This window comes from Streptomyces sp. ATLC9 (genome assembly GCF_057196705.1).
Genome location: NZ_JBXUOY010000071.1, coordinates 1 through 20,821, shown reverse-complemented (window position 1 = coordinate 20,821; position 20,821 = coordinate 1). Strand labels below are relative to the sequence as shown.

At 74.5% G+C, this 20,821-nt stretch carries 21 protein-coding genes; 13 read left to right on the top strand and 8 right to left on the bottom strand.

Annotation, left to right across the window (positions count from 1 at the left end; all coding sequences use genetic code 11):
• Positions 1 to 268 precede the first annotated feature (268 nt).
• The 8 genes from ftsH to AC2CJA_RS10660 all read left to right on the top strand — a co-directional run bounded on the left by ftsH (position 269) and on the right by AC2CJA_RS10660 (position 6,292).
• Positions 269 to 2,311 carry an ATP-dependent zinc metalloprotease FtsH gene (ftsH, locus tag AC2CJA_RS10695; protein ID WP_484602428.1) on the top strand — a complete coding sequence of 681 codons (2,043 nt, stop codon included), beginning with the start codon at positions 269 to 271 and terminating at the stop codon, positions 2,309 to 2,311.
• A 130-nt stretch (positions 2,312 to 2,441) separates the two neighbouring features.
• A complete protein-coding gene (folE, locus tag AC2CJA_RS10690) occupies positions 2,442 to 3,047 on the top strand; it encodes a GTP cyclohydrolase I FolE (protein ID WP_410537312.1) in 606 nt (201 codons plus the stop codon).
• 114 nt (positions 3,048 to 3,161) lie between these two features.
• On the top strand, positions 3,162 to 4,028 hold the full coding sequence (gene folP / locus AC2CJA_RS10685) for a dihydropteroate synthase (protein ID WP_484602427.1): 867 nt from the start codon (positions 3,162 to 3,164) through the stop codon (positions 4,026 to 4,028).
• Entirely contained in the window at positions 4,025 to 4,510 is a 486-nt protein-coding gene (locus AC2CJA_RS10680) for a nuclear transport factor 2 family protein (protein WP_484602426.1), read from the top strand. The genes folP and AC2CJA_RS10680 overlap by 4 nt, the downstream gene beginning before the upstream one ends.
• A 144-nt stretch (positions 4,511 to 4,654) precedes the next feature.
• Positions 4,655 to 5,014: a dihydroneopterin aldolase gene (folB, locus tag AC2CJA_RS10675; RefSeq protein ID WP_484602425.1), complete on the top strand. Its 360-nt coding sequence runs from the start codon at positions 4,655 to 4,657 to the stop codon at positions 5,012 to 5,014.
• A complete protein-coding gene (gene folK / locus AC2CJA_RS10670; RefSeq protein WP_484602424.1) occupies positions 5,011 to 5,607 on the top strand; it encodes a 2-amino-4-hydroxy-6-hydroxymethyldihydropteridine diphosphokinase in 597 nt (198 codons plus the stop codon). The genes folB and folK overlap by 4 nt, the downstream gene beginning before the upstream one ends.
• Before the next feature lie 57 nt (positions 5,608 to 5,664).
• Positions 5,665 to 5,787, top strand: a complete 123-nt coding sequence (locus AC2CJA_RS10665; protein WP_484602423.1) for a hypothetical protein — start codon at positions 5,665 to 5,667, stop codon at positions 5,785 to 5,787.
• Between the two features lie 13 nt (positions 5,788 to 5,800).
• The gene (locus tag AC2CJA_RS10660; RefSeq protein WP_484602422.1) at positions 5,801 to 6,292 is read left to right on the top strand and encodes a DUF3180 family protein; all 492 of its coding nucleotides are present in this window, start codon (positions 5,801 to 5,803) and stop codon (positions 6,290 to 6,292) included.
• 351 nt (positions 6,293 to 6,643) lie between these two features.
• Here the strand turns inward: AC2CJA_RS10660 and AC2CJA_RS10655 are convergent, their stop codons facing one another.
• From AC2CJA_RS10655 to egtA, 5 genes are all read right to left on the bottom strand, one after another.
• Positions 6,644 to 7,111, bottom strand: a complete 468-nt coding sequence (locus AC2CJA_RS10655; protein ID WP_484602421.1) for a hypothetical protein — start codon at positions 7,109 to 7,111, stop codon at positions 6,644 to 6,646.
• Positions 7,112 to 7,191: 80 nt separating this feature from the next.
• Positions 7,192 to 8,166 carry an L-histidine N(alpha)-methyltransferase gene (gene egtD, locus AC2CJA_RS10650; protein WP_484602420.1) on the bottom strand — a complete coding sequence of 325 codons (975 nt, stop codon included), beginning with the start codon at positions 8,164 to 8,166 and terminating at the stop codon, positions 7,192 to 7,194.
• Positions 8,163 to 8,978: an ergothioneine biosynthesis protein EgtC gene (egtC, locus tag AC2CJA_RS10645; protein WP_484602419.1), complete on the bottom strand. Its 816-nt coding sequence runs from the start codon at positions 8,976 to 8,978 to the stop codon at positions 8,163 to 8,165. Before egtC ends, egtD begins: the two co-directional genes overlap by 4 nt.
• Positions 8,979 to 10,307 carry an ergothioneine biosynthesis protein EgtB gene (gene egtB, locus AC2CJA_RS10640; RefSeq protein WP_484602430.1) on the bottom strand — a complete coding sequence of 443 codons (1,329 nt, stop codon included), beginning with the start codon at positions 10,305 to 10,307 and terminating at the stop codon, positions 8,979 to 8,981.
• Between the two features lie 77 nt (positions 10,308 to 10,384).
• A complete protein-coding gene (egtA, locus tag AC2CJA_RS10635; protein ID WP_484602418.1) occupies positions 10,385 to 11,680 on the bottom strand; it encodes an ergothioneine biosynthesis glutamate--cysteine ligase EgtA in 1,296 nt (431 codons plus the stop codon).
• Positions 11,681 to 11,914: 234 nt separating this feature from the next.
• Between egtA and AC2CJA_RS10630 the strand changes: the two genes are divergently transcribed.
• Positions 11,915 to 13,030: a hypothetical protein gene (locus AC2CJA_RS10630; protein ID WP_484602417.1), complete on the top strand. Its 1,116-nt coding sequence runs from the start codon at positions 11,915 to 11,917 to the stop codon at positions 13,028 to 13,030.
• Positions 13,031 to 13,086: 56 nt separating this feature from the next.
• Here the strand turns inward: AC2CJA_RS10630 and AC2CJA_RS10625 are convergent, their stop codons facing one another.
• Together AC2CJA_RS10625 and AC2CJA_RS10620 are read right to left on the bottom strand one after the other, a co-directional pair.
• Positions 13,087 to 14,403: a PH domain-containing protein gene (locus AC2CJA_RS10625; RefSeq protein WP_484602416.1), complete on the bottom strand. Its 1,317-nt coding sequence runs from the start codon at positions 14,401 to 14,403 to the stop codon at positions 13,087 to 13,089.
• A 25-nt stretch (positions 14,404 to 14,428) separates the two neighbouring features.
• Entirely contained in the window at positions 14,429 to 14,971 is a 543-nt protein-coding gene (locus AC2CJA_RS10620; RefSeq protein ID WP_484602415.1) for a PH domain-containing protein, read from the bottom strand.
• Positions 14,972 to 15,187: 216 nt separating this feature from the next.
• On the opposite strand from AC2CJA_RS10620, the gene AC2CJA_RS10615 reads away from it, so the two are divergent.
• The 4 genes from AC2CJA_RS10615 to AC2CJA_RS10600 all read left to right on the top strand — a co-directional run bounded on the left by AC2CJA_RS10615 (position 15,188) and on the right by AC2CJA_RS10600 (position 19,402).
• Entirely contained in the window at positions 15,188 to 16,282 is a 1,095-nt protein-coding gene (locus tag AC2CJA_RS10615; RefSeq protein ID WP_484602429.1) for an NADH-quinone oxidoreductase subunit D, read from the top strand.
• Positions 16,279 to 17,376: an SAM-dependent methyltransferase gene (locus tag AC2CJA_RS10610; protein ID WP_484602414.1), complete on the top strand. Its 1,098-nt coding sequence runs from the start codon at positions 16,279 to 16,281 to the stop codon at positions 17,374 to 17,376. Before AC2CJA_RS10615 ends, AC2CJA_RS10610 begins: the two co-directional genes overlap by 4 nt.
• A 36-nt stretch (positions 17,377 to 17,412) precedes the next feature.
• Positions 17,413 to 18,639, top strand: a complete 1,227-nt coding sequence (locus AC2CJA_RS10605; protein WP_484602413.1) for a sensor histidine kinase — start codon at positions 17,413 to 17,415, stop codon at positions 18,637 to 18,639.
• Between the two features lie 76 nt (positions 18,640 to 18,715).
• A complete protein-coding gene (locus tag AC2CJA_RS10600; RefSeq protein ID WP_484602412.1) occupies positions 18,716 to 19,402 on the top strand; it encodes a response regulator in 687 nt (228 codons plus the stop codon).
• A 15-nt stretch (positions 19,403 to 19,417) separates the two neighbouring features.
• On the opposite strand, the gene AC2CJA_RS10595 is transcribed toward AC2CJA_RS10600, so the two are convergent.
• Complete coding sequence (locus tag AC2CJA_RS10595) at positions 19,418 to 20,680, bottom strand: threonine aldolase family protein (RefSeq protein WP_484602411.1); 1,263 nt, start codon at positions 20,678 to 20,680, stop codon at positions 19,418 to 19,420.
• Between the last annotated feature and the right edge of the window lie 141 nt (positions 20,681 to 20,821).

Genomic DNA, 20,821 nt, shown 5'->3' with positions numbered 1-20,821 from the left:
CGGCGGCGGGCCGCGGGGGTGGGGGGGGGGGGGGGGCGGGGGCGGGTCGGGCGGCGGCCCGCCGCGCCCCCCCCCCCCCCCCCCGGCGCCCGCCCCGGCAGTGCTTCGGGCCGTGATCCTGGGGTACCGTCCGAAGGTCGGTCCGTTGGGGCAATCCGTTCGCAGGCCGAGCAAGCCGGAGTAATACACCGTACGCACAGGCGATCTCACCCGAGGTCGCGGTGCCTCACTGTGGCAGGAGGGACGGGGCGCGTGCCGCCCCGTGTGGATGGACGTGAAGCGCTACTTCCGTGGTCCCGTCATGTGGATCGTGCTGGCCGCCCTCGCCGTGGTCGTGTTGATGAACGTCGTCGGCTCGTCCGGCGGCTACAAGACGGTGGACACCGGCCAGGTCGTGCAGGCGATCAACGAGAACAAGGTCAGGTCCGCCGAGCTGACGACCGGCGACGAGCAGACCGTCAAGGTCGAGCTCACCGAGGGCACGAGGATCGAGGACAGCGACAAGATCAAGGCCAGCTACATCGACGACCAGGGCGTCGACCTGGCCAAACAGTTGCAGTCCAAGTACCAGGACGGGCAGATCGAGGACGGTTACACCGTCTCGCCGCAGAAGCAGAACCCGTTCCTCGGGATGCTGCTCTCGCTGCTGCCGTTCGTGCTGATCGTGATCGTTTTCCTGTTCCTGATGAACCAGATGCAGGGCGGCGGCTCCCGGGTGATGAACTTCGGGAAGTCCAAGGCGAAGCTGATCACCAAGGACACCCCCAAGACGACCTTCGTGGACGTCGCCGGCTCGGACGAGGCGGTCGAGGAGCTCCACGAGATCAAGGAGTTCCTCCAGGAGCCCGCCAAGTTCCAGGCCGTCGGCGCGAAGATCCCCAAGGGCGTGCTGCTCTACGGCCCGCCCGGCACCGGCAAGACGCTGCTCGCACGCGCCGTCGCGGGCGAGGCGGGCGTCCCGTTCTACTCGATCTCCGGCTCCGACTTCGTCGAGATGTTCGTCGGCGTCGGCGCCTCGCGGGTGCGCGACCTGTTCGAACAGGCCAAGGCGAACGCCCCGGCGATCGTCTTCGTCGACGAGATCGACGCCGTCGGCCGCCACCGCGGCGCCGGGATGGGCGGCGGCCACGACGAGCGCGAGCAGACGCTGAACCAGCTGCTGGTCGAGATGGACGGCTTCGACGTCAAGGGCGGCGTCATCCTGATCGCCGCCACCAACCGCCCGGACATCCTCGACCCGGCGCTGCTGCGCCCGGGCCGTTTCGACCGGCAGATCGCCGTGGACCGCCCCGACATGCAGGGCCGCCTGGAGATCCTCAAGGTGCACGCCAAGGGCAAGCCGATGGAGCCCGACGTGGACCTGTCCGCGGTCGCCCGCCGCACTCCCGGCTTCACCGGCGCGGACCTGTCCAACGTGCTCAACGAGGCCGCGCTGCTCACCGCGCGCAGTGACAAGAAGCTGATCGACAACCACTTCCTGGACGAGGCGATCGACCGCGTCGTGGCCGGACCGCAGAAGCGGACCCGGATCATGAGCGACAAGGAGAAGAAGATCACCGCGTACCACGAGGGCGGTCACGCCCTGGTCGCGGCGGCCTCGCCGAACTCCGACCCCGTCCACAAGATCACCATCCTCTCCCGCGGCCGGGCGCTGGGTTACACGATGGTCCTGCCCGACGAGGACAAGTACTCCACCACGCGCAACGAGATGCTCGACCAGCTCGCGTACATGCTGGGCGGGCGCGCGGCCGAGGAGCTGGTCTTCCACGACCCGACCACCGGCGCCGCCAACGACATCGAGAAGGCGACCGCCACGGCCCGTGCCATGGTCACGCAGTACGGCATGACCGAGCGGCTGGGTGCGATCAAGTTCGGCTCCGACAACTCCGAGCCCTTCCTGGGCAAGGAGATGGGCCACCAGCGCGACTACTCCGAGGAGGTCGCCGGGCTGGTGGACGAGGAGGTCAAGAAGCTGATCGAGACCGCCCACAACGAGGCGTGGGAGATCCTCGTCGAGAACCGGGACGTCCTGGACAACCTGGTGCTGGCCCTCCTGGAGAAGGAGACCCTCGGCAAGGAGGAGATCGCCGAGATCTTCCGTCCGATCGTCAAGCGCCCGCCGCGCCCGGCCTGGACGGGCTCCGCGCGCCGGGTGCCCTCGACCCGCCCGCCGGTCTCCACTCCCAAGGAGCTGGCCCTGACCAATGGCACGCAGCCCGGCCAGGAGAAGGGCAAGGAGATCGGCCCGACGGACACCGCGCTCTCCAAGGAGACCCGCCTGCCGTCCGACGAGCCCCGGCCGGAGAACTGACCGAGGCTCCCGTCCAGGCGCCGGCCTCCGGGCCGGTGGCGGGGAGCCCCCAGGAATGCCCGCCGCGCCCCTCCGGTTCACACCCGGAGGGGCGCGGCTTTTCGCCGCCGCAATCGAGAAAGAGGACCACATGATCGACCCGGTGACGCTGGAGGGTGAGGGCTCCGTCGGAGAGTTCGACGAGAAGCGTGCCGAGAACGCCATACGGGAACTGCTCATCGCGGTCGGCGAGGACCCCGACCGCGAGGGCCTGCGTGAGACCCCGGCCCGGGTGGCCCGGGCGTACCGGGAGATATTCGCGGGCCTGCGGCAGCGGCCCGAGGACGTGCTGACCACCACCTTCGACCTCGGCCACGACGAGATGGTGCTGGTGAAGGACATCGAGCTGCTGTCCTCCTGCGAGCACCACCTGCTGCCCTTCCACGGAGTGGCGCACGTCGGCTACATCCCGGCCGACTCCGGCAAGATCACCGGCCTGTCGAAGCTCGCCCGGCTGGTGGAGGTCTTCGCCCGCCGTCCCCAGGTCCAGGAGCGTCTGACGACGCAGATCGCCGACTCGCTGATGGAGATCCTGGAGGCGCGCGGTGTGATCGTCGTGATCGAGTGCGAGCACATGTGCATGACGGTCCGCGGCGTCCGCAAGCCCGGCGCCAAGACCATCACCTCCGCGGTCCGCGGCCAGCTCCGTGACTCCGCCACCCGCGCCGAGGCGATGAGCCTGATCATGGCCCGCTGACCGTCCGCTGACCGCCGACCGTCCGCTGACCGCCGACCGGCCGGACGACCGGTCGCGTTCCGCCCGACGGGGCGGTGGCGGGGAGGCGCCCACCGAACGCCTACGCTGGAGCGCATGAGTACCTTGCGCGTCCCCCGCGGGGAAGTGACCGGGCTCCCGGCATGGGACCGGTGCGCGGTCATGGGCGTGGTGAACGTCACGCCGGACTCCTTCTCCGACGGAGGCCGCTGGTTCGACACCGGGGCCGCGGTCAAGCACGGTCTGGCCCTGGCCGCCGAAGGCGCCGACCTGATCGACGTGGGCGGCGAGTCCACCCGGCCCGGCGCGACCCGCGTGGACGAGGCGGAGGAGCTGCGCCGGGTGATCCCGGTGGTCCTCGAACTGGCCCGCGAGGGTGTGGTGATCAGTGTGGACACCATGCGGGCGTCCGTCGCCGAGCGGGCGGTGGAGGCCGGCGCCCGGCTGGTCAACGACGTCAGCGGCGGGCGCGCGGACCCGCGCATGGTCCCGGTGGTCGCCGCCGCCGAAGTGCCGTACGTGGTGATGCACTGGCGCGGTCAGAGCATCGACATGAACGACCGTGCCGTCTACACCGACACCGTCACCGAGGTGATCGGCGAGCTGCGCGAGGCCGTGGACCGGGCGGTGGCCGGCGGGATCGCCCCCGAGCGGATCGTCGTCGACCCAGGGCTGGGCTTCGCCAAGCAGGCAGCCCACGACCTGGCCCTGGTGGACGCCACCGCCCGGCTGCGCCGGGAGCTGGGACGGCCGGTGCTGGTCGCGGCCTCCCGGAAGCGGTTCCTGGGCCGGGTGCTGGCGGGCGACGGCGGCGAGGCGCCGCCGGCCCGGGAACGGGACGCGGCCACCGCCGCGGTCTCGGCGCTCGTGGCGCGCGAGGGCGCCTGGGCGGTACGGGTGCACGAGGTGCGGGCGAGCGCGGACGCGGTCCGGGTGGCCCGGGCCCTGGAGGGAGCCAGGTGAGCGGAGAGGCCCGCACGGACGCCGAGGCCGTGGAGGCGGCCAACGCCGCGCTGTACGACGCGGTGGAGCGCGGCGATCTCGACGCCCTGGCCGACAGCTGGCTCGGCGGCGAGATCAGCGTCGTGCATCCGGGCTGGCCGGTGCTCACCGGACGCGACGAGGTACTGCGCTCATACGCGTTGATCATGGCCAACACCGAGTACATCCAGTTCTTCCTGACCGACGTCGAGGTCTCCGTGGCCGGTGACACCGCCCTGGTCACCTGCACCGAGAACATCCTCAGCGGTGGCCCCGCCGAGGAGGACGGCTCGGCGGGGCCCCTGGTCGGCGGGCTGGTGGTCGCCACCAACGTCTTCCGCAGGGCGGAGGACGGCCGGTGGCGGGTGTGGGCCCACCACGGCTCCCCGGTCCTCGTCGAGGACGAGGAGGGCGGGGACGAGGGGGGCGACGGCGTCGACGGCGAGGGCGGGACGGTGCTCTGAGCACCGGTCTGAGAGAGTGGCCCCCGTGTCGGGTGGGAGGGGGGCCGGTTCCGGCCGGCCCCCGTTCCACCGGACACGGGGGCGCGGGGGGGCAGGGCCGCCGGCCCGCCGCCGCATCCGTACGACCGACGGGAGTGAGAGCGCGTGGACCGTGTCGCGTTGCGCGGACTGAGGATCCGCGGGCATCACGGGGTGTTCGAGGGGGAACGGAAGCAGGGACAGACTTTCGTGGTGGACCTGGCGATGGGCCTGGACACCCGCCCCGCGGCCGCCGGGGACGACCTCGCGAAGACGGTGCACTACGGCATCGTCGCCGAGGAGGTCGCCGCGATCGTCGGGGGCGAGCCTGTCGACCTGATCGAGACCCTCGCCCAGCGGATCGCCGACCAGTGCCTGACGCACGGCGCGGTGCGCGAGGTGGAGGTCACCGTCCACAAGCCCGAGGCCCCCGTCACCGTCCCCTTCGACGACGTGACCATCACCATCAAGCGGAGCCGCGTATGACGCCGAACAGCGACCCGACCGTACAGCCGGTGCCCGCCTCGGTGGTGCGCCAGGTGGACGCGGCCGATGTGACCCTGCACAACCCCAAGCGTGCCGTCCTCTCGCTCGGGAGCAACCTGGGCAACCGCATGGAGACGCTCCAGGGAGCGATCGACGCGCTGGAGGAGACCCCGGGGGTGCGGGTCAAGGCCGTCTCACCGGTGTACGAGACCGAGCCGTGGGGCGTGGAGCCGGGCAGCCAGCCCTCCTACCTCAACGCCGTCGTCCTGCTCAAGACCACTCTGCCGCCCGGTTCGCTGCTGGAGCGGGCCCACGCCATCGAGGAGGCCTACGCGCGGACCCGCGACGAACACTGGGGCCCGCGGACGATCGACGTGGACATCGTGGCGTACCAGGACGTCGTCTCCGACGCCCCGGAGCTGACCCTGCCACACCCCCGGTGCCATGAGCGCGCCTTCGTGCTGGCGCCGTGGCACGATGTGGACCCCGAGGCCGAGGTCCACGGGCACGGTCCGGTGGCGGACCTCCTCGGCACCGTGGGCCGGGAGGGCGTGGCGCGCCGGGAGGACCTGGAACTGAGCCTGCCGGAGTGACCGGCCGCGGTGCGGCCGTGCACGCCGGCCCGGCTCCGGTGGTCCGGCTCCGGGAGTGTGGACGGCTCCGTACGGGCAAGGTTCTTCGACGGCTTCGACGGCTTCGACGGCTTCGACGGCTTCGACGCGGTTTCGACGATGCCGTTCGGGCGACGCCGCCCCGAGGGGGGCGCCGAGTGACGTGGGGAGTCCCGTGAGGGAACTACGTATCAGGACGCTGGCCGGCATCTTCGCGCTCGCACTGGTGCTGTCCTGGGCAGGGGCGCGGATGTGGGACGCGCTGGGCACCCTGCCCGCCGTACCCGTCGCGGCCCCGGTCGTGCTCGCGGTGATCGCCACCGTACTGACCGCCACCGCGCTGTCCATCCGTGCCCGGCTGCGTGCCCAGCGCGAGCGGCGGCCCGGCGCGAAGGGCGTGGAGCCGATGATGGCCGCCCGAGCCGTCGTCCTGGGGCAGGCCAGCGCGCTGGTGGCCGCCCTGGCCGCGGGGGCGTACGGCGGCACGGGCGTCTACCTGCTCCTCGATGCCATGGACGTGCCCGCCCGGCGGGACCAGGCGGTCTACGCGGGCCTGTCGGTGCTGGCGGGCGCGGCGGTGGTGGTGGCGGCCGTCTTCCTGCAGCGGGTGTGCAGGCTCCCGGACGACGACGAGGAGCCCCCGCCCCCGGCCGCCGAGACGGTCTGAGCCGTACCGCCCGTCCCCGCGCCCGCGCCGGCTCCCGCCGGCAGGACCGGCCGGGGCCGGCCGCGCGGGCCAGGAGCGGTAGGGGGAACGGTGATGGACGAGGACGGGTACGCGGTGCTGCCGGCGGTGGCACCGGCCCGGATCGCCCGGCTGGAGCCGTCGCTGTGCGCCTTCCGCGAGGTGTGGGCGGACCGGGCGCGGGCGGCGGAGGTGGACCGCCGGGTCGCGGCGGGTGAGCGGCTGCCGCTGGTGGCCGGGGTGCCTATCGGGGTGAAGACCGGCGCGAAGGGCGCGGCTCTGGTGGTACGGGCGCCCGGCGGAGGGGGATGCCCCGTCCGCCGGGCGGCTCCGTCACCGGGGGGTGCGCCCCCGCAGCGCCCGGAGCGTCGCGCCGGCGGCGAGGCCGTACACCAGGTGCGGCACGATGTCCGACAGCCATGCGGAGCGGCTCCAGGAACGGGGATCGGTGACACCGAGCGCGGTGGCGGACACATCACTGCCGGCCATGGCGGCGGCTCCGAGCAGCGGCGCGGTCACCGATACGGGCGGCGTCCGCCTGCGGCCGCTCACCAGCGTGTAGGCCGCGGTGACGCCGAGGCCGGTGACGAAACCCAGCAGTGCCCCGGCCGCTTCCCTGCGGTTCGACGCCTCCTCGCCCCCGCCCAGCCCGACACCGGTGCGCTCGGCGAGCCGGTCGACGACCTCGGAGGGCACGGAGCTGGCAGGCCGTGCCCGCAGCAGCATGTCTCCATAGGTCGTGATGTTGAGAGCGGCCGTGCCGACGGACCCGGCCACCAGTCCCTGGGTCAGTGGACGCATCGCTGTCTCCTTCCGGTCGGGGCGCCCCGGGTACCCGCCCGGCCCGCCGGCATGTCAGTCCGGCATGTCAGTCCGGCATGTCAGCGGGGCACGGCCAGCAGCACGGCGAAACGCTCCTGGGCGTCGGTCCACCAGCGGGTCACCGTGAAGCCGTGCCGACGCAGTTCGTCGGTCAGCCCGGCGCGGCGGAACTTCACCGAGATCTCCGTGCGCACCTCCTCCCCGCGCGCGAAGGAGATCCTCACACCGAGTGCGGGCAGGGTCACGGTGTGCTCGGCACGAGACCGCAGTCGCATCTCCACGCGCTCCTCCTTCTGGTCCCACAGGGCCAGATGGTCGAAGGAACCGGGGTCGAAGTCGGCGCCCAGCTCGCGGTTGAGCACCCGCAGCACGTTCCTGTTGAACTCCGCGGTGACCCCCTGCGCGTCGTCGTAGGCACGCACCAGGACGTCCTCGTCCTTGACCAGGTCCGCGCCGAGCAGCAGGGCGTCCCCCGGGCCGAGGGAGGAGCGCAGCCGGTCATGGAAGGCGGCGCGCTCCGCCGTGCCGAGGTTGCCCAGGGTGCCGCCCAGGAAGGCGACCAGCCGCGGGCCGGGACCGGTCGGCAGGTGTGGACGGTCGCCGAAGTCGTCGACGGTGGCCGCGATGCGCAGCCCGGGATACTCGTGGCACAGCGCCTCGCCCGCCGCCGACAGGGCGGACTCGCTGACGTCGACGGGCGCGTACACCTCCAGGGTCCCGCGGTGCAGGAGCGCGTCGATGAGCAGGCGGGTCTTGTCCGAGGACCCCGAGCCGAGTTCCACCAGGGCGCGGGCGCCGGTGAGTTCCGCGATCTCGGCCGCGCGCAGTCGCAGGACCTCTCGTTCGGCGCGGGTCGGGTAGTACTCGGGCAGCCGGGTGATCTCGTCGAACAGCTTGCTGCCGCGGGCGTCGTAGAACCACTTGGGCGGCAGGGTCCTGGGCGGCGCGGTCAGCCCGGCGAGGACGTCGGCGCGCAGCGAGTCGGCGAGGTGACGCTCGGGGAGCCGGCGGTCGAGGGTGAACCGGGACGTCATGCGGTGGGCATCCTCTCGGACGGGGGAGGGGCGTGGCGGGGAGCGGGCGTGGCGGGCAGCGGGGTGATCTCGACACTCTCCGCCGTGGCCCGCAGCAGGGAGTGCTCGGGGACCTCCCGCCAGCCGCCCCCGCCGGAAGGTTCACCGCCCGACGGACCGGAGGGCTCGGATGCGACGAGCACGGCACCGGGCGCCGTGCGATACCACAGGGAGTCGCCGCAACGGGTCGCGGTGATGCTCCGGCCGTCGGTGAGGAGCAGGTTCAACCGTGCCTCCGGGCACGCCCGCGCGGCCCGCGCGGCGACGTCGGCCAGCGCCGGCCCGGCGGACCGCCCGGCCCGCAGACGGTGGCACACCAGGAGCCACAGCAGCGCGGAGTCGCAGCGGGACTCCACCGCCAGCAGGTCCGCGGCCGTCAGGTCCCCCACGAGCTCGGTCAGCGCCCGGGGCCAGTCGGGGACGGCGCCGTTGTGGCTGAACAGCCACCGCCCGTCCCGGTACGGCGCCGCGGCCGACTCGTCCTGGGTGGTGCCCGGCGTGGCCGAGCGGACCGCCGCCAGCACCGCGCCACTGCGCACGGTACGGGCCAGGTCGGTCAGGTTGCCGTCGGCCCACACCGGCACCGCACGCCGGTAGCGCGCGGGCGGCGCCCCGTCCTCCGGATACCAGCCGATGCCGAAACCGTCGGCGTTGACGGTGCCGTACCGCTGTCTGCGAGGGGCCCAGGACTGGGTGTACAGGCCCCCGGGCGGGTCGACCAGCAGCTCGCGCAGACTCAGCGGGGGGCCCACATAGGCCAGGTGGCGGCACATCTACCGGCCTCCGTCTTCCGCGGGGGCGGCATCCCGGGCGGTGCGGAAACCGCAGAAGATCTGCCGCCGGACGGGGAGGTCCCAGTTGCGGAAGGTGCCGCGGCAGGCGACCGGGTGCGCGGCGAAGGAGCCACCGCGCAGCACCTTGTACCCGGCAGGTCCGCCCGGCCCGCCGGGGAAGAACACCGCGGAGTACTCCCGGTAAGGGAAGGCGGCGAAGCCGGGATAGCCGGTGAAGTCGGAGGATGTCCACTCCCACACGTCGCCGAGCAGTTGCCGCGCCCCGCACGGCGCGGCCCCCGAGGGATACGCACCGGCCGGAGCGGGCCGCAGGTGCCACTGGCCGAGATTGGCCAGCTCAGGGGTCGGCTCGGCGTCCCCCCAGGGATGACGCAGCGAACGGCCGGTGGCCGGATCGTGGCGGGCGGCCTTCTCCCACTCGGCCTCGGTGGGCAGCCGGCGGCCCGCCCAACGGGCGTACGCGTCGGCCTCGTACCAGCACACGTGCATCACGGGCTCGTCGGGCGGCACCGGTTCGGTGCGGCCGAAGCGGCGGCGCAGCCAGACGCCGTCGCGGCGTTCCCAGAACAGCGGGGCGGACAGCCCCGCCTCCCGCCGGTACGTCCAGCCCTCCAAAGTCCACCAGCGGGGGTCGTCGTATCCGCCGTCGTCGATGAACTCCTGGTACGCGCCGCAGGTGACCGGGACGGTGTCCAGATGGAAGGCGGGCACGTCCACGGCGTGACCGGGCCGTTCGTTGTCCAGCGCCCAGGGATCGGCGGAGGTGCCCATGGTGAACGTGCCGCCGGGCACCAGTACCTCGCGCGGCAGGTCCGCGCCGCCGGCGGGAGCCGCCGGCGGCGCGGGGGCGTCGAGTACCGCGGGGCCCCGGCGCAGCTGGTGGGTGGCCAGCATCGTCTCGCAGTGCTGCTGCTCGTGCTGGGCGGTCATGCCGAAGACGAAGGCGTTCTCCAGCAGGGGCGAGCCCTCCAACGGGGACTCGGCCAGTACCCCCAGCACCCGCTCGCGCACCTCGGCGATGTAGCGCCGGGCCTCCGGCGGGCGCAGCAGGGGCAGCGCCGGGCGGTCGGCGCGGGGGTTGCGGAAGGCGTCGTAGAGCGGATCGAGGTCGGCGCGTAGCGGCTCCCGGCCGCCGACCGCGCGCAGCAGCCAGATCTCCTCCTGGTTGCCCACATGGGTCAGGTCCCAGACCAGCGGGGACATCAGGGGCGAATGCTGGGCCATCAGCTCCTCGTCGTCGAGGCAGTCGGTCAGGGCCAGTGTCCTGCGCCGCGCGGCCCCGAGTGCCTCCAGTGCCCGGGCCCGCACGTCGGTTTCGGGCGGGGAAGCGGCCTGGGCGGGGGCGGCGGTCGCCGTGGCGCCGGCGGGGCCGCCGTGGTCGTGTTTCACTTCGTCTCCTTCCGGTGTGCGTCCGCCGTGTTCCGGCGGACGGTGTCCAGCAGGTCGTCGGCGGGGCAGCGGTCGCGGTCCGCGTAGCGCTCGGCGAAGCGGTCCACGGCGTCGCGCACCCCGGCGGACACCCGGGCCCGGGCCAGGGCGGCCTCGGCGGCGGTGAAACAGGCCCGTACGGCCTTGCCCAGTTCCGGGGCGGCGGGGCCGAGCCGGGCCGCGCGCAGCCACACGGCCGTGGCGGGCGGTTCCCCGGGCGGGGCGAGGGACTCGGTGGCCGCGAGCGCGGCGTCGGCGGCGATGGGATCGTCCAGCAGGGCGGAGGCGACCGCGGTCGGTACGATCCAGCCGTCGCCGGGCTGGGCGTCGATCATCCGCAGTTCCAGCCAGCCACGCGGTCGGACGGGCGGGAACAGCGTGCTGAGGTGGTAGTCCAGGTCCCCGGCGGTGGGAGGCCGCTCCCCGCGCGGACCACGCAGCCAGGCGCGGAAGCTCAGCCCCGGCGGCGCCGCCCAGTCGGTACCGGAGCGGCGCAGGCACATCAGCTCCGCGTCCAGTGCGTAGCGGGCCCAGGCCGTACGAGGGTCGCCGCCGCGTGGTGTGCGGGTGCGGCCCGGGTCGATGCGTGCCCAGACAGCCTGCCTGGTCGAGCGCCAGCCCGAGGGGCGGCCCCGCCAGAACGGGGAGTTGGCGAAGGCCGCCACCAGCACCGGGCCGAGGCGGTGTGCCAGTTCCCAGCGGAGGCGGAAACCCGAGGTGTCCGCGGTGTCGTCACCGGAGTCCAGGGACACCTGGACCGACGCGGTCCCGCACATCATCACCCGGCCCCACGGGCCCGAACGGGCGAAGAAGGACTCCATCGCCCGGTACCGGGGATGGTCCAGCACCCGGCCGAGCGGGCGGATGTCGTCCACACCGCGGCCGACGAGCCGCAGTCCGGACGACTCCACGGTCTGCCGCAGGACGTCCAGATCGGCCGCCACGGCCGTCAGACACTCGTTCAGGGAGTCGGCCGGGGCGGAGCTGAGTTCGAGCTGCCCGCCCGGCTCGCGGGTCAGCGCGCTCCCGCCCGGCAGGCCGCCGGGCGGCTCCAGTGGGGCCACGGCACCGGTGAGGCGCTCGGCCGACAGGGCGCGTCGCGGGTCGTCCCGGTCGTGTACCAGCCACTCCAGTTCCACGCCGACGCGGCGGGGGGGACCGGTTCTGAAGCATCCCTCCGCGATCCGCGCCTCGGCGGCGTCCTCGGTCAGCCGTCCGCTCCCGCCGCTTTCGTCCGGTTCTCCGTACGCCATGGGGTCCTGCCTCCTCGGATGCGGCCGGTGCCGCGCGCAATCACCCTGCCGGTGTCGTCCGGGACGTCCGCCTTGCAAGGACGGGCAGACGGCTGTGGCGTGGCCGTCTGCTCGCTGTCCGCCCGTACCCGCGAGCGCGGTCCGGTAAGCCACGGCATTAGGTTGGGCTGCGAACACACAACGAATACGGACGGAGACCTCTCCGGAGGCGGCCCACAGGGTAAATTCCAGCCCATGCCACGAGGACGCCACCGCCATGCGCCGCCCCTTCACCGGATGCTCGCGCCGTCCGCCGTGGTGGCCGCCGCGCTCGTCAGTGCGGCGGCCACATGGCTGGTCGGCGACGTGGGCGATCCGGAGGCGGTGACACTGCGTCTCCTGGCCGCGGCGGCCGCCGCGGCCGCCGTCACCGGGGCCGTACTGCTGCGGCGGTGGGACCGGGAGGCGGGCCGGCGGGTCGGCGAGGTCAGGGCGGCCAGGGCCACGGCCGAGTGGCGGGCCGAGGAACGCCAGGCCGAGCTGGAGAACGAGCTGGAGGAGTCTCTGGAGCTGCGCCGGAAGACGGAGGACACGCTCCGGAACAAGCGCGCCGAGCTGGAGAGGCTGCGCACCGAGCACGCCGCGCTGCTGCGCCGGTACGCCACCGCCGAGACCGAACGGGCCAGCGCCCTGGAGGGGCGGCGGCAGCTCGCCCTGGAGACCGCCGGGCCGGCGAAGGAGCTCACCACCGGGGCCGCCGACCACCGCAGGGCGTCCGGCGCGCCCACACCGCTGACCTACATCCAGGCGGACGAGGCGCTCAGGCGGCTGCGGGACAACGCCGCCCGCCAGCGGGAGCACGCGGAGCACCGGGAGCGGGAGGCCGCGGCCGTACCGGCTCCGGAGCCGGAGCCGGAGCCGGGCGCCCCCAGGCCGTCCCGGCCCGCGCCGCCGCGGCAGGACGGCACGGCGGCGGGGGCGCGGGAGCCGCACGGGCAGGGCTCCGGAAGCCGTGGTAGCGGCGCTCCCAGGCGCGGCGGGTTCGACTTCTTCGGCACCCAGGGCACCCGGCAGCGGCGCAGGACGCCCGGGACGCAGAGCGGTCCCGAGACCGACTCCTCCTCCGACCGGGAGGACGACCGGGACCGCACCGGCGCCCCTGGTGACGCCCCGGACGGCGGCGCGGGGCCCGCCTCCGGCCCCGCCCCCCGGACCGGCCCCGCGGCCCGCGCAGCCTCGCCCGCCGTCGCGGGCAAGGTCATCGACCTGGGCGAGCCCGGCGACGAGGCCGGGGACGGCGGTGCGGACGCAGGCGGTCCCCCGCGGTCGACGGGCCCGGTCAGGGGTCTGCGCCGCGCCCGGTCCGCCTGACTCGGCCGTCCGCCCGACCCGGCGGCCCGGTCCCGCCTCCCGGCCGTCCGGCGCGCCTACGTGAGCCAGCGCTCCGGGCGCGCCCCACGGCGCCCGGTACGGGAGCGCTCCGCCTGGGCGGCCACCACGGCACGGGCCTCCTCCACCGCCCGCAGCCGGGCCGCGACCGTGCCGTTCGCACCGTGGTCGACGTGGATGTCCGCCAGTTTGAAGGCCCGCTCCCAGGGGCCCTGGGTGAGGCGGACGCTCTGCACCTTCGCGTGCGGGACCAGCGACAGCGTGCGGCACAGCAGCCCCTTGCGGGAGGCGAACACCGTCCGCGTCACCCCGTGGCCGTATCCCCGCCACCACAGCGGGACGACCCAGCGGGCCCGGCGCGGCACCGGGACCAGGGACGCCGCCGCCTCGTCCGGGTCGAGGCCGGGGAGCACCCGCGCCAGTACGCCCCGGGCCGTCTCACGGGTGGCGACCGGCAGCAGCAGGCCGCCCTCGTTGCCCCCGGCGGCCACGTCCAGCTCCACCCGGACCCAGCCACGCCGCCGCCACAGCCACGGCTCGACGATCCGGACGCCCTGGACCCGGCCGGGCGGGACGGTGGCGTGGGCGCGGTCCAGCAGCCCGTGGTCCAGCCGTATCCCGTCCGGCGACTCGGCGACGACCCAGTCGAACTCGGTGAGGAAGCGGCCCACACCACTGCGCCACACACCGCTGAGCAGCGGCACCGCCACCGCCAGGGCGGGCCAGAGGCTGCCGCTCGTCCACCAGATCAGCGCGGGCACGGCCAGCGCCGCGGCCAGAGTGCCCCAGACGGTGCCCAGCAGCAGCAGCGAGACCACCAGCATCCGCGTGCCGACCCGCACCAGCTCCCGGGCGGGCGCCTCACCGGCCTCCGCGGCAGCCTCGGGCGCGATCCCCGCGGCCCGCGCCAGCAGCTCGGCGCGGAGCGCGACGGCGTCCCGCTCGCCCAGGAACGCCAGCTCGTCCTTCTTGTCCGTGCCGACCACGTCCAGCTTGAGCTTGGCCACGCCCACGACGCGGGCCAGCAGGGGACGCCCCACGTCGATCGCCTGGAGGCGGTCCAGCCGGATGTGGGCCACGCGCCGGAACAGCAGGCCGGTGCGGATGCGCAGCTCCGTCTCGGTGACCGTGTAGCTCGTCATCCACCAGGACAGGAAGCCGTACGCGGCCGCCGCCGGCAGCAGCAGCGCGAGGACCGCCAGCATCCGGCCGGCCGTCAGGGACTCCACGCCCTGCCGGGCCCGCTCCGGGTCCTGCGCGGCGAAGGCGAACAGCGCGGCCAGCGGCGCCCACGCCCGCCGCCACGGGGTGACCGGGTGCAGCCGCCTGCCCTCGGGGCGCTGGAGCAGTGCCATCACAACCCCCTCGCGGCCGGGCCCGTCACAGCCCCGCCGAACGGGCCTCGCCCAGCTCGGTGAGCCGTTCGCGCAGCCGCTCGGCCTCCTCGGGGGCGAGGCCCGGTATGTGCGCGTCGGTCGTCGCCGCGGCGGTGTGCAGTTGCACCCGGGCCAGCCCGAAGTGCCGCTCCAGCGGCCCCGAGGTGACCTCCACCAGCTGCATCCGGCCGTAGGGCACGACGGTCAGCCCGCGCCACACCACCCCGCGTTCGATCAGCAGGTCGTCGTCGCGCTCGGAGTACCGCCAGGAGGCCCAGTTGCGGGCGAGCGCCCCCCATCCCCACAGCGCGACCGCCGCCGGCGCCGCGGCGAGGACGGCCCACCAGGGACCGGCGGCCAGCCACAGGACCGGCCCCAGCACCGCGACGAGCGCCGCGGACACGGCCGTCAGCAGCGTCCTGCGCATCCGCAGCAGCCCGCGCTCGACGCCGCGCCACCGTTCGGCGCTCTCCGGCCCTCCGCTCCGCCCGGCCTGCCCGGTCGGCCGGGTCTCCCCGTCGGAGGGGCCCCCTGTCAGCTGACTCATACGGCAAGGGTAGGCGGCGGTGGTGACAGTGCGTATCCACCGCGGGGAGGAGAGGGAGAGGGGGGCGGTCCTCCGGACGGAGCTGCCAGACTGAGTGCCATGAGCGATCCCGGTACCACCGCCGAGCCCGCCGAGCCCGCCGAGCGCCCCGAGCCCGCCGGGGGCACGGCGGCCGTGACCACCGTCGGCGTCGGCGGCGCGGCGGAGAGCACCGACATGGTGCTCAACATCGGCCCGCAGCACCCCTCCACCCACGGCGTGCTGCGGCTGAGGCTCGTACTGGACGGCGAGCGGATCGGTTCGGCCGAGCCGGTGATCGGCTACATGCACCGCGGCGCGGAGAAACTGTTCGAGGCGCGCGACTACCGGCAGATCATCGTTCTGGCCAACCGCCACGACTGGCTGTCGGCCTTCTCCAACGAACTCGGCGTCGTCATGGCCGTCGAGCGGATGCTGGGCATGGAGGTCCCCGAGCGGGCCGTGTGGGCGCGCACCCTGCTGGCGGAGCTGAACCGGGTCCTCAACCACCTGATGTTCCTCGGCTCCTATCCGCTGGAGCTGGGCGCCATCACGCCCATGTTCCACGCCTTCACCGAGCGCGAGGACCTCCAGCGCGTCATGGAGGAGGTCTCGGGCGGGCGCATCCACTACATGTTCAACCGGGTCGGCGGTCTCAAGGAGGACCTCCCGGCGGGCTGGCAGGGCCGCACCCGGCAGGCGGTCGCCGCCGTCCGCGCGGAGCTGGGCACCTACGACCGGCTCGTCCTCGGCAACGAGATCTTCCGCGGCCGCACCCGCGGCGTGGGTGTGCTCGCCCCCGGGACCGTCCACGCGTACGGGGTGAGCGGGCCCGTGGCCCGCGCCTCCGGCGTGGACTTCGACCTGCGCCGCGACGAGCCCTACCTGGCGTACGGGGAACTGGCGGACGTGCTGCGGGTCGTCACCCGCACCGAGGGGGACTGCCTGGCCCGCTTCGAGGTGCTGCTGGAGCAGACCCGCAACTCCCTCGATCTCGCCGACGCCTGTCTGGACCGCCTCGCCGGCCTGCCGCCCGGCCCGGTCAACCAGCGGCTGCCCAAGGTGCTCAAGGCCCCGGAGGGCGCCACCTACGCCTGGACGGAGAACCCGCTCGGCGTCAACGGCTACTACCTGGTCTCCAAGGGGGAGAAGACCCCGTACCGGCTCAAGCTCCGCTCGGCCTCGTACAACAACGTCCAGGTGCTCTCCGAACTGCTGCCGGGCACGCTGGTGTCCGACATGGTGGCGATCCTGGGGTCGATGTTCTTCGTCGTCGGCGACATCGACAAGTGACGGACAGGGCGACGGAACCGCCGCCGGGCCCGGCAGGAGGCCCGGCAGGAGGCCCGCGACGCTGGCGCGAGGCCGCCGAGGAGGCACTGTACGGTCCGGGGGGCTTCTTCGTACGCCACGCCCCCGCCGCCCACTTCCGCACCTCCGTGCACGCCTCGCCGCTGTTCGCGGGCGCGGTGGCCGAGCTGCTGCGGCGCGTGGACGAGGTGCTGGGGCGCCCCGCCGAGCTGGCGCTGATCGACTACGGCGCCGGCCGCGGCGAACTGCTGACCGGCGTACTGGCGGTACTGCCCGCGCTCCCCGGCGGTCTGGCGGCCCGGGTGCGCCCCCATGCCGTCGAACGCGCCCCCCGGCCGGAGGGCCTCGATCCGGCCGTCGCCTGGTCCGCCGAACCGCCGCGCGGCGCGGTCGGGCTGCTGTTCGCCAACGAGTGGCTGGACGACGTCCCCGTGGACGTCGCCGAGACCGGTGAGGACGGCGTTCCCCGCTACGTCCTGGTGGACGCCGGCGGCGCCGAGCACCTGGGCGAGCCGGTGACCGGCGAGGACGCCGGGTGGCTGGCCCGCTGGTGGCCGCTGCCGTCCGGGCCGGGGCTGCGCGCGGAGATCGGCCGCCCCCGCGACGCGGCCTGGGCGCGGGCGGTGTCCTGCCTGGAGCGCGGGCTGGCCGTGGCCGTCGACTACGCCCACACCCGCGCCGCCCGTCCCCCGCTGGGCACCCTCACCGGCTACCGCGACGGCCGCGAGGTGCGGCCCGTGCCCGACGGCCGGTGCGACCTGACCGCGCATGTCGCCCTCGACGCGTGCGCGGCGGAGGCCGAGCGCACCGGTGCCGGAGGGACCGGGCAGGGGCTGCGGCTCTCCCAGCGCGAGGCGCTGCGCGCCCTGGGCGTGAGCGGCGCGCGGCCGCCGCTCGCCCTGGCGTCGCGCGACCCGGCCGGGTACGTACGGCTCCTGAGCCGTGCGGGCGAGGCCGCCGAGCTGACCGACCCGGCGGGCCTGGGCTCCTTCACCTGGCTGTTCCAGCCCCGCGGGGCCCCGCTGCCTCCACCCTGGGGAGTACGCGGGGAGGCGGGGGATCGGCCGTCCGGCTGACCCCGGCGCGTACCGGGGCTGCCTACGCTGGGTTATGTGCACCGGTTCTACGATTTCCTCCGCAGGCACCCCGCCCTGGTCGACGGGGCGTGGGCGGCCGTCCTGCTGGTGGTCTCGGCCGGGTGGCTCATCGGGATCATGACGCATCCCCCGTCGGCCGAGTCGCTGGGACAGGGGGACGTCCAGCAGGTCGCCTCCGTTCCGATCGTCCTGGCCCTGTGCACCGTGGTGGCCCTGCGGCGCCGGGCGCCGGAGAAGATGCTGCTGCTGGCCACCGGAGCGGGACTGGCGGAGGTGGTGACGGGCGCGTTCCCGGTGCCGGCCAACTTCGCCATGCTGGTGATCGTCTTCACCAGTGCCTCCCGCAGCGTCCGCGGGGCCTCCCGCTTCGCCCTCGCCGGCGCCCTGACCGCGCCCACCGTCCACACCCTGCGCTGGCCCAACGAGGGCCAGAGCGCCGCCGGAGCGGTACTGGGCACGGTCTTCCTCACCGCCACCTTCCTGCTGGCCTGGGTGCTGGGCGACTCGCTGCGCACCCGGCGCGCGTACTACGCGCAGCTGGAGGAGCGGGCCGCCCGTCTGGAGCGGGAGCGCGAGGCGCAGGCCAAGGTCGCCGTCGCCGCCGAGCGGGCCCGGATCGCGCGTGAACTGCACGACGTGGTCGCGCACAACGTCTCGGTGATGGTCGTCCAGGCCGACGGCGCCGCCTACGTCATGGACACCGCGCCCGAGCAGGCCCGGCAGGCGCTGGCGACCATCTCCGGGACCGGACGCCAGGCGCTGTCGGAGATGCGCAGGCTGCTGGGCGTGCTGCGCACCGGCGAGCGCTCCGAGGGCGGCGAGTACGTGCCCCAGCCCGGTGTCGAGCAGCTCGCCGATCTCGTCGAGCAGGTGCGCGGCGCGGGCCTGACCGTGGACTTCCGCATCGAGGGCACCCCCCGGCCGCTGCCCAGCAGCGTCGAGCTGACCGCGTACCGCATCGTGCAGGAGGCGCTGACCAACACCCGCAAGCACGGCGGCCCGGACGTCGGCGCGACGGTGCGGCTGACCTACGGCGCCGACGACCTGACCCTGCTGGCCGAGGACGACGGCCGCGGCGCGCAGCGCGAGCTGTACGAGGTCGGCGGGCTGGACGGGCTCGGCCAGGGGCTGATCGGCATGCGCGAGCGCGTCGGCATGGTCGGTGGCAGCCTGGACGCCGGGCCGCGGCCCGGCGGCGGCTTCCGGATCAGCGCGGTGCTGCCGCTGAAGAGCACCGTGTGAGAAGCTCCGCGCGGCGAGCCGCCCCCGCCCCGCGTCCTCCGCGGCCCCGCCCCACGACACCACCTCAGGGAAGAACATGACCGTCCGTGTGATGCTCGTCGACGACCAGGCGCTGCTGCGCACCGGCTTCCGCATGGTGCTGGACGCCCAGCCCGACATGGAGGTCGTCGCCGAGGCCGGGGACGGCGCCGAGGCACTGGAGAAGCTCCGCACCACGGCCGTGGACGTGGTGCTGATGGACGTGCGGATGCCCCGCCTCGACGGGGTCGAGGCCACCCGCCGCGTCTGCGAGGGGGGCGAGGGCGGCCCCGGCGGCCCCCGGGTGCTGATCCTGACCACCTTCGACCTCGACGAGTACGCCTTCTCCGCCCTGCGGGCCGGGGCGGGTGGCTTCCTGCTCAAGGACGTACCCCCCGGGGAACTGCTGGCCGCGATCCGCGCCGTCCACAGCGGCGACGCGGTGGTCGCCCCCTCCACCACCCGCCGTCTGATCGACCGCTTCGCCTCCCTGCTGCCCGCCGCATCCGGCCGGTCCGTGCCCGAAGAGCTGGAGCGGCTGACGGACCGCGAGCACGAGGTGCTGCTGCTGGTGGCACAGGGGCTGTCGAACGGCGAGATCGCCCGGCGCCTGGTGCTCTCGGAGGCCACCGTCAAGACGCACGTGGGCCGCATCCTCACCAAGCTGGAACTGCGCGACCGGGTGCAGGCGGTGGTGCTGGCGTACGAGACGGGGCTGGTGCGGGCGGGCGGCGGGGGCGCCTGAGGGCCGGGGGCGTTCTCAGCCCCCCGGGCCCCCGGCGGCCGTGCCCCGTTCCGGGACGCGGGAGAGGAAGCCGTACAGCGCGTCGCGAACCTCCCCCGCCCCCCAGCGCAGGCCCGGGGCGCCCACCGTCACCTCGGTCACGGCCGTCCCCGGCGGGCCGGGCGTACCCGGTGAGCCCCAGACACGGAACAGCACCGTCCCCTCCTCCTCGGCCTGCCGGATCCCCGCCTCCGTCAGGCCGTCGGCGCCGTACGGCAGCCACACCTGGAACTGGTGGGTGTGCGGCTCGTCCGGATGGATCCGGAACCACGGCACCCCGGCCTCCGCCAGCCCCGCCCGCAGCGCCGCCGCGATCGCCCTGGCGTGGGCGGCGTAACCAGGCAGCCGGGGCAGTTCCCGCTCCAGCCCCACCAGGGCGGACAGCGCGGCGGGCCACTGCTGGAAGACCTGCCCGCCGTAGCGGTGCCGCCAGGCGCGCGTCTGCGCCACGAAGTCCGCGGGACCGGCCAGGGCGGCACCCGAGAGGCCGCCCAGGGACTTGTAGAAGGAGACGTACACGCTGTCGGCCAGGGCGGCGATCTCCGGGAGCGTGCGCCCGAAGTGCGCGGTGCACTCCCACAGCCGCGCGCCGTCGAAGTGCACCACCGCGTCCCGCTCCCGCGCGGCCTCGGTCACCGCCACCAGCTCGCCCCAGGCGGGCAGTACGAAACCGGCTTCGCGCAGCGGGAGTTCGAGCATCAGCGTGCCGAAGGGCTCCTCCAGCTCCCGTACCTCCCCGGCGGTGGGCGGGCGCGGCTCGGAGGTGGGGTGCACGGTGCTCAGCCCGCTCAGCCGCCCCAGCGCGCCCCGCTCGTGGCGTTCGGGGTGCGCCATCGGGTGCAGGGCGACGACCGGACTGCCGGTGCGCCCCGCCCAGCAGCGCAGGGCGACCTGCTGGGCCATGGTGCCGGTGGGGAAGAACGCGGCGGCCTCGCAGCCCAGCGCGGCGGCGGTGCGCTCCTCCAGACGGGCGACGATCCCGTCCCCGTAGATGTCGGGACTGCCGTCCAGGTCGCAGACTCCGGCGCCCTCCCGCGCCAGCCGGGCCAGCCGTTCGGCGATCGTCCCGTCCACCGGGCCGTCGGACAGCTTCCGCCGCGCCGCGGTCCACGCCGCGAGCCTGCGGGCCCGCTCGGCATCGGCGTACCCGGCGCCGGAGCCCTCGGCGTCCCCGGCGGACTCGGCTCCGAAGCCCCCGCGCGCTTGCTCTGCTTCCCCGGTTCCCTCATCGGCTGTCATCGGGGCTCTCCTTCGTGGATACCCCGTCCTTTAGGGCGGGGAGGAAACGAAGCTCCTGCGGAGCAGGGCAGGGAACGCCGGTTCGCCGCCAGGGCGGACCGGCGTCCACCCGCAACTGCCCGCACTCCGTCACAAACTGAT